This is a genomic window from Methanomicrobiales archaeon HGW-Methanomicrobiales-1, from assembly GCA_002839675.1.
In the GTDB taxonomy this organism is placed as follows: domain Archaea; phylum Halobacteriota; class Methanomicrobia; order Methanomicrobiales; family Methanospirillaceae; genus Methanoregula.
The window spans coordinates 456,602-474,130 of the sequence record PGYM01000002.1 but is presented as its reverse complement, the minus strand read 5'-3'; the positions used below and the strand labels follow the sequence as shown (position 1 = coordinate 474,130).

16 protein-coding genes are annotated in these 17,529 nt (G+C 57.5%); 3 read left to right on the top strand and 13 right to left on the bottom strand.

Annotated features, from left to right (window positions below; genetic code table 11):
* Positions 1–28 precede the first annotated feature (28 nt).
* The 10 genes from CVV30_08720 to CVV30_08675 form a co-directional block, all read right to left on the bottom strand.
* Positions 29–937 (bottom strand): hypothetical protein, encoded by a 909-nt coding sequence (locus tag CVV30_08720; GenBank protein PKL69623.1) that lies wholly within the window; start codon positions 935–937, stop codon positions 29–31.
* A 70-nt stretch (positions 938–1,007) separates the two neighbouring features.
* Positions 1,008–1,547, bottom strand: coding sequence for a carboxymuconolactone decarboxylase family protein (locus CVV30_08715; protein ID PKL69786.1), 540 nt, complete (start codon positions 1,545–1,547; stop codon positions 1,008–1,010).
* 40 nt (positions 1,548–1,587) lie between these two features.
* Positions 1,588–2,526: a methanogenesis marker 7 protein gene (locus CVV30_08710; protein ID PKL69622.1), complete on the bottom strand. Its 939-nt coding sequence runs from the start codon at positions 2,524–2,526 to the stop codon at positions 1,588–1,590.
* Positions 2,523–3,104 carry a methanogenesis marker 17 protein gene (locus tag CVV30_08705; GenBank protein ID PKL69621.1) on the bottom strand — a complete coding sequence of 194 codons (582 nt, stop codon included), beginning with the start codon at positions 3,102–3,104 and terminating at the stop codon, positions 2,523–2,525. The genes CVV30_08710 and CVV30_08705 overlap by 4 nt, the downstream gene beginning before the upstream one ends.
* Positions 3,105–4,343 carry a methanogenesis marker 15 protein gene (locus tag CVV30_08700; protein PKL69620.1) on the bottom strand — a complete coding sequence of 413 codons (1,239 nt, stop codon included), beginning with the start codon at positions 4,341–4,343 and terminating at the stop codon, positions 3,105–3,107.
* Complete coding sequence (locus CVV30_08695) at positions 4,340–4,786, bottom strand: methanogenesis marker 5 protein (GenBank protein ID PKL69619.1); 447 nt, start codon at positions 4,784–4,786, stop codon at positions 4,340–4,342. Before CVV30_08695 ends, CVV30_08700 begins: the two co-directional genes overlap by 4 nt.
* 1 nt (position 4,787) lies before the next feature.
* On the bottom strand, positions 4,788–5,246 hold the full coding sequence (locus CVV30_08690; protein PKL69618.1) for a methanogenesis marker 6 protein: 459 nt from the start codon (positions 5,244–5,246) through the stop codon (positions 4,788–4,790).
* A complete protein-coding gene (locus CVV30_08685; GenBank protein ID PKL69617.1) occupies positions 5,243–6,772 on the bottom strand; it encodes a methanogenesis marker 3 protein in 1,530 nt (509 codons plus the stop codon). The genes CVV30_08690 and CVV30_08685 overlap by 4 nt, the downstream gene beginning before the upstream one ends.
* Before the next feature lie 8 nt (positions 6,773–6,780).
* Positions 6,781–8,394, bottom strand: coding sequence for a methyl coenzyme M reductase system, component A2 (gene atwA, locus CVV30_08680; GenBank protein PKL69616.1), 1,614 nt, complete (start codon positions 8,392–8,394; stop codon positions 6,781–6,783).
* 88 nt (positions 8,395–8,482) lie between these two features.
* Positions 8,483–9,310 (bottom strand): haloacid dehalogenase, encoded by an 828-nt coding sequence (locus CVV30_08675; GenBank protein ID PKL69615.1) that lies wholly within the window; start codon positions 9,308–9,310, stop codon positions 8,483–8,485.
* A gap of 59 nt (positions 9,311–9,369) precedes the next feature.
* Between CVV30_08675 and CVV30_08670 the strand changes: the two genes are divergently transcribed.
* Positions 9,370–10,332: a ribose 1,5-bisphosphate isomerase gene (locus CVV30_08670; GenBank protein PKL69614.1), complete on the top strand. Its 963-nt coding sequence runs from the start codon at positions 9,370–9,372 to the stop codon at positions 10,330–10,332.
* Between the two features lie 40 nt (positions 10,333–10,372).
* A complete protein-coding gene (locus CVV30_08665; GenBank protein PKL69613.1) occupies positions 10,373–11,191 on the top strand; it encodes a diaminopimelate epimerase in 819 nt (272 codons plus the stop codon).
* A gap of 100 nt (positions 11,192–11,291) precedes the next feature.
* Here the strand turns inward: CVV30_08665 and CVV30_08660 are convergent, their stop codons facing one another.
* The 3 genes from CVV30_08660 to CVV30_08650 form a co-directional block, all read right to left on the bottom strand.
* Entirely contained in the window at positions 11,292–13,001 is a 1,710-nt protein-coding gene (locus CVV30_08660) for a hypothetical protein (protein ID PKL69612.1), read from the bottom strand.
* Between the two features lie 105 nt (positions 13,002–13,106).
* Entirely contained in the window at positions 13,107–13,781 is a 675-nt protein-coding gene (gene radB, locus CVV30_08655; protein ID PKL69611.1) for a DNA repair and recombination protein RadB, read from the bottom strand.
* Positions 13,778–14,992, bottom strand: a complete 1,215-nt coding sequence (locus tag CVV30_08650; protein PKL69610.1) for a TIGR00299 family protein — start codon at positions 14,990–14,992, stop codon at positions 13,778–13,780. Before CVV30_08650 ends, radB begins: the two co-directional genes overlap by 4 nt.
* Positions 14,993–15,034: 42 nt before the next feature.
* Here CVV30_08650 and CVV30_08645 point away from each other — a divergent pair, with 42 nt between their 5' ends.
* Positions 15,035–17,458: an ATPase gene (locus tag CVV30_08645; GenBank protein PKL69609.1), complete on the top strand. Its 2,424-nt coding sequence runs from the start codon at positions 15,035–15,037 to the stop codon at positions 17,456–17,458.
* The last annotated feature ends 71 nt before the right edge of the window (positions 17,459–17,529 follow it).

Genomic DNA, 17,529 nt, shown 5'->3' with positions numbered 1-17,529 from the left:
AAGATTGTTGGGGCAATTTTGGGGGTAGCTAGACTGTGACAATGCTTTTAATTACAGAAGGGTCATCGGTAGCAAGGGTAAAAGTGAGAAGCGAGCCATCTTTTTTGGATTTTTCCATTAAACCGATATATCTCTTGTAGTCTGGAATATTTTTTGCAAGTGTGTAAATGCGTTGAGATGGAGTAAGCCAGATTGTAGTATATTCAGCATTTGCATTTTCGTCTACCAGTATAACCTGCATCGTGATCTGATTTGCCATATCTGAGGAAGATTCTGGTTGCGCTGGATTTGAAGTGACATTATTTGGTGGTAGCTGAACTGTAACGATCCTCACAACGTTGATGTTCACGCTGTAGGCCGTCTCGTTGCCGGTTACCGGCTCCCATGAACGCAGGTACGATGCAGAGAACTTCTGGGCGCCGGGATCCTTTGCGATGATGACCCAGGTGCGGGTCCCGCCCACGCCCGTCATACCCGGGGCCGCCTCATTCATGCGGTAGTCCGATGACTGGAGTTCAAGACCGGGTGACAGGGTTGCATTCCACTGGAATCCGGTGGTCGGGTTTTCTGCAAGTTCGACAGCAAACCGCGTAGTCTGTGCTATTTCTCCGGTTTTCCCGTTATCTGCTTCGGTGAAGGTGACCATCTTCTTTTCTCCTGCTGCCATCGTTGTCATGTCGGTGGGTGCCGGGGTTGCAACCGATACCTGGGTTGGGGCCGGGGATTCAGCTGCCGGCTGGGTGCACCCGCTGACGAACAGCACCAGTACCAGCATGAGCCCCAGTCCGATGATCCCGGGCAGGAATCGCCCGGAGTGACGTGGTGATGATGTCATGATCAAAGATGGTGATCGGATCGGTTTATACATACCTTTGACTTCGAAAAAAGTTGTAGTGATGGAAGGCTCCATACTTATCGGAAAATATTTTTTGTGCATCAGGATTGTTATTCCGTGCAGGGAGAGATGCTCGTCTGAATGCCTGAAAAAAAGATCAGTTCTGTCCTCTCTACTTCCGCTTCACCGGCACTGCTTTCCGCACCGGCTTCTTCTTTGCAGCAGCCTTCCCGGCCGCCTTCTTAGCAGCCCCCCGCACCGGCCCTTTCGTCTCACACGGGATGCACTTCTCCAGCTTATCGTCAATGATCCGGTACGCATTGGCCAGCACCGAAGAGTTCGAGATCATACCCGCTAAAAGGATGACTTCAAGCACTTCTTCACGGGTGGCTCCCATCATCATCGCGGCCTGCATGTGGTAGCCGGTACAGTGCGGGCACTTGAGGGCGGCACCCACAGCCATGCTGATCAGTTCCACGAACTTGGGATCGAGCGGGCTGGTCTGGGCTACCGTCCCCTTGTAGAGCAGGTGGGAGATGAGCACTTCGGGGCGCTCGCCCATCCTCCTGAATACGAGCGGCACTTTACCGTATTCCTCCTCGATCGCCTTGAGCCACTCTTCAGCCGTGACATCAGCGCCCTGCCTGACAATGAGTGCAAGTTTATCCTCGAACTGGTCCCTGGTGGATTGTGCTGAAACTTTCTTTACCATCATATCACCTTCTGACGTTGTCGTGTTTTATCGCAACGTGTTATATCGCAATATTGGTCTCGGAGAAGGGCAGAACTTTTACCAGAATATAGTCCCGCATCCGGGAGGGCACGATCTCTGCCACTTCCCCGAGCGTGATGCCATCCTCGATCTCCATTGCCCGGAGCTGCGGGGCGAACGTATCGTACGGCAGTTTCACCCGGAGCCCCGCCATCTGGACCGTGAGCGGGGTGGGAGAGGTCACGTCAAGGATCGCGGGTATCTTCTCCCGGATCAGGTTCATGAGCCGGGCCGGGGACACCGAGAGCGGATCTTTTGCAATGTTTTCGCGTTTCTTCTCCAGCACCCGGGTGATCTCGTCGATGATCTCATCGAGCTTGTCGAGCTGGTCGGCTTCCTTGGTTCGCCGCATAAACCGCCCGACTCCGCCCACGTATCCCTCGACCGGGGGGTCGACGATCCGGATCAACGTCTCCTTATCCGGCCCTCCGCAGACCACGACCGGCACCTCGATTCCCCGCAGGAGCTTGGGCATCTTGAACTCGATGCAGGTCTCGAAGTTGCCCATCAGAAAGACGGCGATATCGTGCTCGTTGATAACATCCCGCTCCTCGTCATTGAGCCCGGCGATCCTTTTGCCGGGCCCCCGGGCAAGGCTCACCATGTTGCTCTTGGCTCCGATGCGGCGGACGTATTCGGCTATGTCGCAGGACGGGTGGGGGAGGTGGTGGATCTCCAGGCTCATGCTGACAACTGCGATCTCGGTCCCGACCAGCGGTGAGTCCGTTACTTCGCCGAAGATCGGCCGGGAGATCTCCCGGATCAGTTCGATATCGTCTTTGGGCACAAAGCACTGGAGTACCACTTCCTGGGCGAGCACGTGTTTCTGGACAACGTAGCCCCCGAGGTCCTCAATGAGATCGATCACGATATCGTGCTGGTAGATGCCGCCCTTGTAGGTGACGGGAACAAGCATCATGGTACTTCTCCCATCAGGGCAAACTTCGCCTTAACCAGTTCATCGATGTTCTCAGTAAGCGTGTTCTCGCTGGCAACGAACGAGAACTTCCCGTTCTCGAACCGCTCGCTCCGGAGCCGGAAGCCTTCCGGCGCCACGCACCGGAGGGCGTAGATGAGGTCCCGGTTTACGGACTCACCGGGATGGCCGATCACGATCTGCTCGATCTCTTGGGGATCTGCCTGAACCCCGTAGAGGACTACCGTGAACCGGTCCGGCTGTTCGACCTTGTCCTTGCCAAACCGCTCCCAGAAAATCTTGAGCATCGAAGCAAGGTAGGTTTCATCCGTAATGACGAGCGTCATCTTACCTTCCTGCGGGTTGATGTTGGCAATATCTCCCACGCGGACCACGTTCGTGATCGGTTTGAGGATGCCGACGGCGATAAAGAGCGGGATCTTCGGGTCGATATAGACATGGATCTTCTCGATCACCTTGAGGAGATTGTGATCCAACAGGACATCGTTGGTGATCTGCTTGTAGTACTCCGCACCCACCGGCTCGGGGCATTCCACTTCAAAGTACTCAACGGCGAGCATCTAATCGTCCTTTATGAATCCTGATGCAAGGAGTGCAGATCCCACGGCACCGATATACTGCGAGTATGGCGGCACGACCACCTTTGTCTGGAGCAGTTCGCCCATCGCAAAGACAAGTCCCTCGATGAGGGACGTGCCCCCGACCATGATCACCGGCTCCTTGATATCCACTTCCTGCAGCTGCTGCTCGTATACCTGCTCGGCCACACTGTGACAGGCAGCAGCAGCCACATCTTCCCGGGTACTACCGGCAGCAAGGGCATTGACCAGGCTCTGCGTGCCAAAGACGATACAATAGCTGTTCATCGGCACGCGTCCGCCCATGCCTTTCATGGAGAGCGGGCCGAGTTCGGTAATGTCGACGCCGAGCCGTTTCGCGGTCATCTCAAGGAATCTCCCGCTTGCCCCGGCACAGATCCCACCCATGGTAAAGACGCCGGGGATCCCGTCCATCACCGAGATCGCCTTATTGTCCATACCCCCGATATCGATCACGGTGGCGGGGCCGTGCTGGCGGTCCGCGAGATAGACTGCCCCTTTGGAGTTGACCGTCAGTTCTTCCTGGATGAGGTCCGCTTTGATCTCCTTGCCGACAAGGAAACGGCCATAGCCGGTTGTCCCGACAGCCTGGATCTCGTCGCGGGTGACCCCTGCTTCGGCAAGGGCGTGGGCGATCACTTCATTGGCACTTTTCAGGACTTCGGTCGTGGGCTGCCAGCCCGTGCCGATGATCTTGTTGTCCCGCATCACGACCGCTTTTGTCGTCGCAGAACCCGAGTCAAGGCCGAGGGTGAGACCGCTCTGGGTTTCCCGGGCGAGCAGGGCACGGCGCCGGGCAATGGTCGTGAGGGCTTCCATCCGGGTGAGGAGGGTTCCGGCAGTCGTGCGCTCGGTAAACGAATAGCTGACCACCGGGAGCCGGGAGTGCTCGTTGATGTAGCGCCGGAGTTCGTTTCTCACAATCGCCGCCTCGGCGCACCGGAAGCAGGTGGCGATGAAGACCGCATCGGCTTCAACCCGCCCTTCGACAAGGGCCATGGCCCGGGCAATCGCGAGTTTCAAGTCCGGGCTCTTGACATCGAGGCCGAACTTATCGAAATCCCGGCGAATGTCTTTTAAGGCAACATCCGGGAAGAAGATCTCGCCGCCGACCTCCCGGGCCGCTTCATTGATCTCGTTCTGGATACCGGAGTACTCCGGCCCGCACGAAAGTTGTGCAATCCGCACCGGTTGCGTCATTTCGCCCCTCCCAGTTCGGTTAAGAACCGCTTGATTGCTGCTACGAATTTCACGCCTTCTTCCTCATTCTTCGGGTAATTCAGCTCGAGCCGGGGCATCTCCTTCTGGTGGAGGAGGAACTTGATCAGCTCGTTGGTGCGGGCACACCCCATGCAACCGAATGCGAAATCTGCATCGTTGATGATGATCGCCGCCTCGGCCTCCTCGATCATCGGCCCGTAGAGCGACATGCGCCCCCGTATCCCGGCAGGCACTTCGACGGCTGCCCACTTCAGCCCTTTCTTGGGCTCTTCGGGCGTGATCTGGAGCGGCGGGGATTCGAGTCCTGCGGTCTGGATGCGTTCGCGGATGGCGATGGCAGACGAAAGGGGCGTGTGCCCGAAGCGTGCCACCATGTCAGAGAGGATCAGGCTCGTTGCCGGGTAGATGAATACTTTTACCATTTCAGGACTCCTGTGCATCGATCAGTTTTTTGAGTTTATTGATATCGAGCAACGGGCGCTCCAGCGGGTTTTCCATAGGAGGAACGGTCGTTGCGTCTTTCTTGTTGAGTTCTTCAAGCCCGTGGGAGACGTACGGGATCACGGTCATCTCGAACTCCATACCATTGTACCCGGGCCGGGCCCCGCCAAGGTTTGCCCGGCAGCGACGTGAATCGCCGGGAGGAAAGCCCCGGTCTTTTACAAAAATATGATCGGGATCGATCTTCCGCAGTTCGGTGACAATGAGCTCGACTTCCTCTGCTTTCCCGCTGATGACGAGACCAAAACAGGTCTCTTTTATCATCACCCCGTTCGAGATCTCGTATCCCCGGGCCGCAAGGTCTGCCGGGGTGATCTCGAACGACTCCACCACCACGTATTTTGTCACGCTGCCGATGTGGGTTGGTGTATATTCTGTCACTGCTTCACCTCACGGATATACACGGTCTCTTTCTCCCGCACTTTCTTGAGTTTGTCGGTATCGATCACGCGCCCGATGATATTGGTCCCTTCGAACGGTTCGGAGGTCGGGCCGAACTCTTTGTTCGCCGAGAGGCGCACTCCTACGAGCCCGGTGCCTTTGCGGGAATCGTTGGTGATGGCCAGTGCAGCTGCCGCAGCTTCGTCCGTTGGCATGTTTTCCGGGATAAGTTTCAGGCCCGGGGGGATCATTGGCTTAAAGAGGACAACATCGTCGAACTTGAAGAAGACCGGCATCATGCCGGCATCGTGCTGGATGAGCCCGGTAACCCGGCGGAATACGTCGCAGCTGAGCGGAGCAGCCACATCATCGAGTGCGATATCGATCACCTTCTCCAGCGGTGCAGTTGTTACTTTCACTGCCTTCTCTGCAAGCACATCGAGGGTCGTCCACGGTTCCTGCGAGACGATGATCCTTTCTGCATCCTGCTTGTCGGAGACCAGCGTTACTCCCCGTGCAGCGCAGATCTCCTGGGCCCTGCTGAACGGGAGACCCAGCAGGTCGATGCGTACCGGCTCCACGCTGACGGAAAAGATGTCATGCTCTTTGGCCAGTTTTACCAGTTCGATGCCCTGCACCACCTGGCCAACCACGCTGTGGACCAGGCTTGCCGGAACATCTGCCCGGTAGATGTAGACTCCGCCCGCAGTCTTTCCGGCAGACCGCACCGTGACGGTCCCTTCGCGGCGGGGACGGCGGAACTCCCGGGGCACATCCTCGGTTCCTGCCAGCCGCTGGTCGAGGATATGGGTACTGGTTGCCCTCCCCACGGTATACTTTCCTGCATGGAGTGCGAGCAGCATATGCTCTACGCTGCCGGCAGCTTCTGTGGTAATCTTATCAGGAGTATACCCCTGTGCCATGATCTTTACGCGGGTGACGACCTGCATCCCGTCTTCCAGCACAAGGCTCAGGTCATTCGTGGTGAACGAGCGGCTCGTGTCGGCCCAGCTCATGACCGGTTCGATTTTGGTGACCCTGTCACCCGAAGAAAAGCGGTCGAGCACGGCCCTGCCACTCACGATTGTTCCTACTACCCCGCCGCTCTCATCTGCCCCGTGGTCAGCGGAATGCCGGACCCGGGAGAAGAGGAGATAGGATCGTGCCGGTTCATACCCGCCGCAACCAAGGATCACATCCCCGCGATCATAGAGATGCGGTTTTCTCTGGGGGCGGATGCCGGAAGGAAAGGGACCAAATGCGGTGGCGTACCGGTCGGTCCAGTGAAGCCCGAGCTGCCCGATGATACCGGGGGATTCAAGAAAAGCTGCGGCCTGCCCCTGCACTTCAATGATGACTTCGCCCGCCGTGGTGGTGATCGCAAGACTGCTGGTCTTTGCCTTCTCTTTGATGGCCGGGCGGATGATCGCCACGCAGCAGCCCGTTTCGTGGCCGGAAAGGATCGATGCAAGCGTGCCGCCCTCGCCGGTCTCCAGCCTCTCTCCATCGAGGTGGATGGTGATCATGAATCGCCTCACGCGACTGGCAGGGTCATGACCTTGCGTTCTTCTTCGGTCAGGATTGCAAGCACATCTGCAGTCTTTCCGATCTGCACGATCTTGCCGCCTCGCATCAGGGCAAGGCGGTCGCAGATGTCCCGCACGAATTCCATATCATGGGAGACGACGATGAACGTCTCTTCCATCTCCTCGCGGGCATGGAGGATCGAATGTTTCACATCGATCTTGGTGATCGGGTCCATGGTGCCGGTCGGCTCATCGAGGATTACGATACGCGGCTCGCGGATCAGCACCTGTGCCAATGCCACGCGGTGTCTCTCGCCCTCTGAGAGCTGGGAAGGCATCCGGTTGAGAATTTCCTTGCTCTTTTCATCGGTGAATCCGGCCATCTTGAGCGTGACTAACGCTTTTCGCATGGCAAGCTCTTTCGGGAATTCCAGGCCGATGGCATCGGTCAGGTTGTCCAGCACCGTCCGGTGCGGGAACAGGTCGTATTCCTGGTGCAGGAGTCCGATATAGCAGGTTGCCCGTCCCCGCTGATCAATCCCCGGCTTGGTCATATCGATCCACTCTTCGCCGATACGGATGTTCATCTCCCCGCTGGTGGGCTCGATAAGGCCGGCGATAATACCGGAGAGCGTGGTCTTCCCGGCCCCGCTCTTGCCGATGATCCCGAAGATCTCCTTGGTTGATACGTCAAAGCTGACGCCGTTGACTGCCTTGATTACCCCGCGGTCAACAGAAATGTAGCGTTTCACCAAGTCCCGGGCAACAACGACATGCTCGCCCAGCTCCGCTGCTTCGAACTTTTCGGAATCGTCGCAGCCTTTCATGAACTCGGCGATAACTTCTTTGGGCGACCCGAGTTTTGCAATGCTGCCATTCACGAGAAGGATAGCGCGGTTGGCCACATCCTCTATGACCTGCGAGAAGTGAGAGGTGACGATGATGCCCATATTATTGGTCTTTGACGCTTCGATGAGCATGGCATGGACGATCTTGGCCGTGCCGGGATCGAGCGTGCCGGTCGGTTCGTCGGCAAAGAGTAAGAACGGCTCTTTTGCAAGCTGGCGGGCCAGCACGACCCGCTGTTTCTCACCACCCGAAAGGTCCCGGGCGATATGCATCATCCGGTGCGAGAGCCGGACCTGGTCGATTAAGTCCGCTGCCCGGTTGATCGCCAGTTCCTGCGGGTAACTGATATCGTCAAGTGCATGAAGGACATTTTCGATCACACGATCATCGCCGTACAGGGCGAAGGTGCGCTGGAACATGATCGCGGTACGGCGCATGAGCCGGCGCCGCAGTTCCTCGTTTTTCTCGTTCCAGAGATCGATATTGAGCGCCGTGAGCTTGGCACCGCAGTGGGGACAGGGTTTGCCCGCAGAACTCCCCACATCCATAAAGTCGCAGCTGCCGCAGGCCGCTACGTGAAAGACAATGGTGCCGCTCGTGGGGGGCTGTTCCACGCCGCGCATCAGGTGCATCAGCACGGTCTTACCGGCCCCGCTCCTGCCGATAATCCCGAGGATCTCGCCTTCTGCGATCTCAAAAGAAATATTCTTGAGTATTCTCTGCCCATCGAAATCCATGCAGAGGTTGTCGACCGTGATCAATGGAGCCTTCATAATTCCCTTGTATCTAATGTGCTACTGGTGTCATATTATCTTTTATATGCTTCACCACTCCGTCACGATCGCAAATAATCCGGAACACTTATTCTGAACACTTTTGCGATGTGAGGAGATCCTGGACAATCGGCAGCACTGCGCCGACATCCTTTACCACGTAATCGGCTGCTGCATAGAGTTCCTCGGGGCGATCGCCTGCCTGCTGGATGGTGAGGATCGCGATGTCGGCATTCCGCAGAGCGCAGATATCATTGATCCCGTCGCCCACCATCAGTACCTTGTCATATTCCTGCCGCAGGTCGCTGACGATCTGCGCTTTGACTGTTGGCGTGGCAACCCCGTACACCCGGTCCCGGGGGATGCCGAGATGGTCTGCCATCTTCTCCAGCTTGGTGACCCGGTCGCCCGAGGCAATGAAGGTCGGGACGCCCATGCGGTGCAGGGAGGTGATCGTCTCTTTTGCCCCGTCAAACGGCCAGCCGCCGGCCGTGATGGTAAATTCGATCGCCCCGAGCGCCATGTTGATGATCGCCCCGCTGTTCATCGTGACCACTTCTTCTGCTTTGCAGACGGTCCAGACATTGCGGATACATTCCTGTAAGTCGCCCACCGTCGCCCGCGTGTCCGCGTAGAGGATGTCGCCGATCTCTTCTGCGGTGGTGATCTTGCGGGTGCAGCTGACCCCAAAGCCCATGTCGTGTTTGACGAGATATTCGGAAAGGAGCGTATCGGGCGGTGTGCTGATCATCTCCTGGGAGTGCACGGGCAGCACGACGAGGACGCGGTCTGGCGAACTGAACGTGAGCGTGGTGGTCTCGATACCCGGCAGAAGTTTTTTGTTGCAGATATCCTTTGCCACCCGGTAGGTGTTGAGGAGCGTTCCTGCACTGTCAAAGACTACGGCAACCGACATGGGGCACCCGGTAATAAACTTATATTTACTTCACGTTTCTATTCAATCAATGAAGCTGAATGTTACCTGTTGAAACTGCAGAGAAGATAAAGAGCATGGAGATCCGGGGTGCGGGCCGGATTGCGCGGGCAGCAGCCGATGCCCTGAAAAATGAGGCCCTGGGCTCGAAAGCATTGATCACCGCAGCATTCACGGTTGAGATGGAGCGGGCCGCGGAGCTGCTGGTTGCAACCCGGCCCACGGCAGTCTCGCTCCCGAATGCAGTCCATATGGTGATGGCCGGTCTCGACCGGGCAAAGACCGTGGATGAGGCACGGGCCAGTGTTGTCCAGCGGGCGGATGCGTTTATCCAGTCCTCCCAGCACGCGGTGGAGAAGATCGCAGAGTTCGGCGCCCGGCATATCCGCGATGGCGACACGATCCTCACGCACTGCAACTCGGAAGTAGCACTCGCGTGCATCATCGAGGCGCACCGGAGCGGAAAGGATATCGAGGTCTTTGCTACCGAAGTGCGCCCGAGAAACCAGGGGCTCATCACCCTCCGGACCCTCAACGATGTGGGCATTAAGACGAATTACATTGTGGATTCTGCCGTGCGGTCGTTCATCAACGACATCGACCTTGTCATTGTCGGGGCCGATGCGGTGACCGTGAACGGAGCGGTGGTCAACAAGATCGGCACCTCACAGGTAGCGCATTCGGCGCATGAGGCGCGGGTGAATGTGCTCGTGGCTGCCGAGACGTACAAGTTTGCGCCCCGCACGATCATCGGCGAAATGATCCAGATAGAGGAACGGGCAGCAGCAGAGGTACTGCCGGATGAGATTGCGCGGACCCTGCCCTACGTGACCGTCCGCAACCCGGCGTTCGATGTCACTCCTGCGGAGTATATCGATCTGATCGTAACCGAGCAGGGTGCGATTCCCCCCCAGATGGCGTACGTGATCATCAAGGAGTATCTTGGCTGGGACATCGGCGAATTCAATAAAACCTTTGAGATGAATACCGTACAAAGCGAATAGATCCGCTGAGCATCGCATCCCCCGGAGAAAATGAGGAATTATGGAAATACCATTCACCAAACTGCAGGGCAATGGCAATGATTTTGTGCTGATCGATGAATACGAAAAGACGATCATTCCCGACGATATGAAAGCCGGTTTTGCAAAAACTTATTGCGACCGCCGGTTCGGGATCGGCGCTGACGGGATCCTGTATTTGATGAAATCCGAAAACGGGAACCTGCGGATGCGCATCCTCCAGCCCGATGAGAGCGAAGCCGAGATGTGCGGCAATGGCATCCGGTGCCTGGCAAAATATGCCTTCGATGCCGGTTATGCCAAAGGTTCCTGCACGGTCGATACCCTTGCCGGTCCCGTGGGCGTTGAGATGGCGTACCGCAACGATACCTTCGTTGCCACCATCAGCATGCCTACCCCGAAGTTCGGCAGGCCGGATATTCCCGCACCGGGCAAGGGCGAATACAAAGAACATATCGGTGTTTTCGATGTCTATGCCGCCAACACCGGCGTCCCGCACGCGGTCGTGGTTGTTGATGATGTGGAGAACGTGAATGTCGAAGCGCTCGCACCGCCCATCCGCCACCATGAATCGTTTACCAAAGGCGCAAACGTGAACTTCGTCCAGAAGACCGGTGATGACAGCATCCGGATCCGCACGTTCGAACGCGGGGTTGAGGGAGAGACGCTCTCCTGCGGCACCGGGGCAACGGCATCGGCAGCAGTCGTCCACCACCTCGGGCTTAGAGGGGAAACGGTGAAGGTGGAGACCGAGGGCGGACCGCTGGTCATTTACTTAAAAGACGGCGCAAAGATGGAAGGCCCGGCCGAGACCGTTTTTTCCGGCGTCATCCGGTTCTGATTTTTTTTAATTTAAAAAAAAACAAACACAAACTTCCGGGTTTTTCCCGGGAATAATGAATATATTTTATTCCGGGAGTTCGTGTCATCAGCCGGAACATTCACTCATCTTTTTTGAGGTTTTTCCCGGCAGCGGTACGTTTGCTGATCTCACGGATGGATATGATGGCGGCAGGACTGCCTTTGTACGTGATTGGATTAGCCATTACTTCAACGGTGATATGGTTGCCGCGGGCAGTGATACCGGCATACGTTCGCATAATCGCCTTTCGTGACGGGTTCACCGCTGCGAAATCCCGCTTTGCATGCTCCCGTGATTCGGGGGCCACAAACCGGAAGACTGAAGTTCCCTGCATTTCGGTTTGATCCTCAAGCTCGACTAACGTCAGCGCTGCCTTGTTGGTGGTGATAATTATTCCCCGGGGATCGGTGATGACGAGAGCATCGAGCGAACATTCGGCAAGTTGTTTGTACCGCTCTGCGGTTGCGTTCAACTCATTCTCCAGCATTTTGCTTTCGGTGATATCTTCATAGGTGCCAAGAATCCCGATCACATCCCCGGACTTGTTGCGCAGGGGAACCTTACTTGTCCGGAGCCATGCCTGGCTCCCTCCCCGTCTCTCCTGGCGCTCTTCAAAATTCAGTTTCGGCGTTCCTGTCTCCATCACCTGGAGATCGTCAGCCTGGTACTGGTCCGCGGTTGCTGCAAAAGCGGTATCGTAATCGGTTTTTCCCAAAAGATCTTCCGGGTTGGTATAGCCGGCGTCACGGGCAAGGGCCTGGTTGGCACCGAGAAATACCAGATCCCGATCTTTCCAGAATACCCTTACCGGTATCGTGTCCAGCACCAGCTGGAGCATCTGGCGGGAGTTGAACAGTTTTTCCTCGGCCTGCTTGCGGTCAGTAATGTCCCGCAGCGTTACTATTACTGCAGGTTTTCCCTCAATGGATGTCTTTGCCCCCCTTCCCTCAACAATCACGGGTGTACCATCGAGCCGGAGTACCGGCAATTCCATGTTTGGGGAGTGTCCTCCGTCAAGATCTTTCCGGATATTCTCCATCAGGATCCCGCGGAAGCGGGGATCAACAAAATCAAGAACTCTCTTACCGGTTATTTCACCGGCTTTTGAAGCGCCAAGGAGTTTTAGGGCTGCAGGATTCGCATAGATAATTTTTCCGTCACGGTGAAGGATCACGGCATCCGGAGAAATCTCAACCAGTGTGCGGAACCGCTCTTCGCTCTCGCGCAGTTCGCGCTCTTTTTGCCGCATCTCGGTAACATCTTCCAGGAGAACCGAGACCCCCTTGCGCCCGTCATTAAACGTGATGGGAGATATATGAGAGGAAAAAACCCGCTCGCCATTGTTCAGCGTGAGCGTACTGCCCCACTCTTCTCCTTTGATCCCATTATTGAGATGTTTGATGAAATTTTCCAGTGCATCATCAAACACGGTTGCCGCTGCGGTATATTCGATATTTTTCCCCAGCAGTTCTTCTGATGTGACGCCCAGCAGATTTAAGAAAGGCTTGTTGGCAAAAATAATCCGGAGTCCGCTGTCCAGCTGCATGACGAGATCGGAAGAGATCGAGAGCATTGCAGAGACCGGGACCCGCTGCGCGGCGGTGTAAATCTTTGCCATGCCGAAATGGCGCATCTCTACCTGGCCGGAGATGAGAAGGCGTTCTAAGTACCGCCCGGCCGTGTTCCGGTTGATACCGGTTTCTTTGACGATATTGGTTATACTGAGTCCCTGGGGATTTTGCTTCAGAAGATCGGTTATCTTTGTGATATTTTCCCTGCTCAGTGCCATGGGTCTTCCATTATTCGCAGTATTCTGATATAATTGTTACAATTTTATAGTTCCCGTACTTTTATAAAAATATTAAAAAAAAGAATGTGCGGTGCCCCGTCGGCTTTATTTTACCGCGATGCCCTCTTCCACGATCTCGAACTCGAACGATGCCCCCTCGGGCTGGGACCGGTGCTTGACGAGCCGGGCCCGGCGGCGCCCCTGTATGTCCGTCTTTTCGATGCGGACAATAATTTTCGAGAGGTGTTCGAGTGCAAATCCCCCGAGGCCGTACCAGGTGTTCTTGCCGGTGTCCATGTATACCTGGTTGGTGATGATGACCGGCATGCCGTAGCGCTTGGCATATCCCAGCAGGTGGATCATCTGCTTGGTGAGGAGCTGGATTGCATCCCGGCCTTTTTCCAGATCGGTGCGGTAGAGTGCGGTTGCCGAGTCCATGACCAGCAGTCCCACTTTCTGCGTCTTGAGAATTTTTTCCGCTTCTGAAATTACCTGTCCCTGGTGTTCGAAGTCAAGGGGTTCGAAGAGGAAGAGCCGGTCGGCGATCTTCTCGGTATCTTCCCCGGCAATCTGCCGGAACCGCTCGATGGAGAAGCCTTCGGAGTCGATGTACACGACCGCCTGGCCCGCCCGGAGGGTAGCGACAGCGGCAATCGTGCAGAGCGTACTCTTCCCGCTCGCCGGTTCGCCATAGAGCTGCGTGACGGTCCGCACTTCGAGCCCGCCGCCCAGCAGCTTGTCGAATGCCGCATTCCCGCTGGTCTGCTTATCGGTCTTCATGGGTCACCGGCGCCATTGTTTTTAGTGCGGAGGTTCTTCCATCCCGCTTCTTCGATCGCCCGGAGCACATCTTTGATCGGGATTCCCAGCTCGCCGGCCCAGTCGCGGGCCGGGTCGAACTCTGCCTTGAGCGTGTAGCATTCGCCGTGCATCCACCCGCACTTGACCGGCATTGTCCGCTGCTGTCCTGCGATGGTGACATTGATTTCGTCAATGGTGCGCTCAGCGATGAAGCGGTGGATCGCCGGGGAACACCGGATGCCCAGTGTGCCGAGCTCGCGTGCCATTAGTTCGGCAAGGGCGGGACTCGTCTCCCGGAGGCTGATGACCCGGATGAGATACCCGGGCCTTCCCTTCTTCATGATCACCGGCTGGGCGCTTGCGTCGCGGGCACCGGCTTCCATGAAGCGGGTGATTGCGTGGGCGATCACTTCGCCGGTCACGTCATCAACATTGGTTTCGAGGATGTCTACGCAGTCCTCGGCCATCTCCCCGGTTTCGGGAGCTGGTTCCACGAGCATGGCCCGCAGGACATTGGGGGCGTGCTGGGGATCCCGGGTTCCCGCACCGTACCCTACCGAGAGAATCGTGTAGGCAGCGGGCCGGGGAACCGCGAGCGTGGCAAATTCCGCGAGAAGTGCAGCGCCGGTGGGCGTGCAGAGTTCTCCCATGTGGCTCCCGGGAGCGGAGATGAGGCCGACAGCTTTCAGGATCAGGGCGGTTGCCGGTGCCGGGATGGGGAATGTTCCGTGCGACCCGGTGGCAGTCCCGTGGCCGGTCGTGATGGGCATAACCATGACGCCGTCAACTGCAAGCGAGTGCAGGGCCGTGCAGGCCCCGATGATATCGGCAATCGCATCATCAGCACCGACCTCGTGGAAGTGGGCATGGGCCCCGTGGACTTCTTCTTCGGCTGCGTTAATCCGTGCAAAGACCCGGCGGGCCATCGCAAGGGCCGGGCCCGGCACGTCCCCGGCTGCGGTATCGATCCGCTGCATCACCTCGGCCAGCGTCCGGTGGACCGGCGTGGCGTGGGTATCGACTTTCAGGGCCCGGATGCCGGCCCGGTTCACCGTTGATATCCCCGGCTCGGCAACCACGGCCTGCATGGCCTTAAGGACGAGCGGGCGGTCCGCCCCGCAGTCGAGCAGGGCTCCTGTGATCATGTCGCCTGCCGCGCCGTGGAATGGATCGAAAACGAGGATACGCATTTACAGTACTTATAAATCCCTGCGTATATGACCTTTAAGGTAATGCCTGAAGTTCAATTGAGAGTGGATTCCGCGTACCCCGGCGACCAGGGTGGCGGAAAGGCCCGGCTCGATCCTGAGACGATGCTCCTGCTGAAGATCTCGCCCGGCGATCTGGTGGCAATCGAAGGAAAGCGCCGCACCGTGGCCAAGGTCTGGAGGGCTCTTGTCGAGGACTGGAACCAGCGCAAGATCCGGATCGATAATTTTACCCGGCAGAATGCCGGTGTCGCGATTGGCGATACGGTCAAGGTCATAAAAATCTCCGAGGAAGTAGAAGCCAGGCGGGTCGTGCTTGCTCCCCCGGAAGATCTCCCGAAGAAAATACCGATAGCAAATAACCCGCACGTGGTCAACGGCCTGATCGATTTCCCCGTGACCATCAACGATTCCGTGCCGATCATGCTGGGGCTTCCCTTTATCCAGCCCCAGATCGTGGCATTCAAGGTCGTGGAGATCGAGCCGGAAGAAGCCGTCATCATCACCAAGAATACCACGATCGAGTTCTCGGACAAACCCGCAGCCGGCTTTGAAGGCATCAAGCGGTTCTCATACGAGGACATCGGCGGCCTGAAAGACGAGCTCCAGCGGCTCCGCGAAACGATCGAGCTCCCGCTCCGGCACCCGGAACTTTTCCAGAAACTGGGCATCGAACCCCCCAAGGGCGTGCTCCTGTACGGTCCGCCGGGCACAGGAAAGACCCTGATCGCAAAGGCGGTTGCCAGCGAGAGCGGGGCGCATTTCATCTCAATCGCCGGCCCCGAGGTCATCTCGAAATATTACGGTGAGAGCGAGCAGCGGCTCCGCGAGGTCTTTGAAGAGGCGCGGGAGAACGCTCCCTCGATCATCTTCATCGACGAACTCGACTCCATTGCCCCCCGGCGCGAGGAAGTGACCGGGGAAGTTGAGCGCCGGGTTGTTGCCCAGCTCTTAACCATGATGGACGGGCTCGAGGAACGCGGGCAGGTGGTCGTGATCGGCGCAACGAACCGCGTAGATGCGATCGATGCCGCACTCCGCCGGCCCGGCCGCTTTGACCGGGAGATCGAGATCGGGGTGCCGGGCGAACCGGACCGGATCGATATCCTGAAGATCCACTGCCGGGGCATGCCACTCTCGGAAGACGTGAGCCTTGAGGTTCTTGCCCAGCAGACCCACGGGTTTGTCGGCGCAGACCTTGCAGCCCTTGCCCGCGAGGCGGCCATCCGCGCCCTGCGCAGGTACCTGCCCGACCTCTCCGAACATCTCGATGCCGAGGAGATCCCGCAGGAGATTCTCGATACGCTCAAGGTCTATGCCAGTGACTTCCGCAGCGCCCAGCGCGATGTGGGGCCGAGCGCGATGCGCGAAGTGATGCTCGAAGTCTCGCATGTAAAATGGCAGAACGTGGGCGGGCTGGAGACCGCAAAAACAGAAGTGCGCGAAGCCGTCGAGCTCCCGCTCACCGACCGGCAGAAATTCGAAGATCTTGGCATCCAGCCCCCGCGGGGTATCCTGCTCTACGGTCCGCCGGGAACAGGAAAGACCCTGATTGCAAAGGCAGTCGCGTCCGAGAGCGGCGCGAATTTCATCCCCGTCCGGGGACCCCAGCTCTTATCCAAGTGGGTGGGCGAGAGCGAACGGGCGGTCCGCGAGGTCTTCAAGAAGGCCCGGCAGGTTGCGCCGTCGATCATCTTCTTCGATGAGATCGATGCCCTTGCCCCGGCCCGGGGATCGAACAGCGATTCGCATGTCAGCGACAATGTGCTCAACCAGATCTTAACCGAGATGGACGGCCTCGAGGAACTCAAGGATGTCGTGGTCATGGGCGCAACGAACCGCCCGGACATCGTGGACCCGGCCCTGCTCCGTGCAGGACGCTTCGACCGGCTCGTGTATATCGGCGAGCCCACGACCGAGGACCGGAAGAAGATCATCAATATCCACAGCCGCTTCATGCCGCTCGAAGGCTCGGCGCTCGAAGAGGTTGTCAGCCTCTGCGGGAAATATTCAGAAGAGATGCTTGCCGAACTGGTGGAGAAGCTCGGGAAGGACAAGACGATTACGGCCGACGAGATGAAAGCCGCGATCACGCCAGCCACCGATGATGCTGCCGGCATTCCTGCCGGGACCCGGCGCCGGCGGCTCATCGAGCTGCTGGGAGAAAAGAATCTCACCGTCACCGATCCCGCCCGCGAAATCCTTGCAGTCAACCTGGCCGCCATCACGGAAGGTTTCGTAGGCTCGGACCTTGAATCGATCTGCCGCGAGGCGGGGATGCTGGCGCTGCGGGAGAACGCAGCAGCCGTTGCGACGCGTCACTTTGAGGAAGCGCAGAAGAAGGTGCACCCGATGATGAACGAGCGTCTCCGGGAATATTACACGAGAATCCAGCAGCACTTCAAAGGCGGGTTGCCCAAGCAGGTGCAGCCGCCGGAATATCAGTAACTATTTTTTTTACACAATTGATTGTGGATAATGGAAAAAAATATTTGATGAAAATCTCATCAGTGGATACA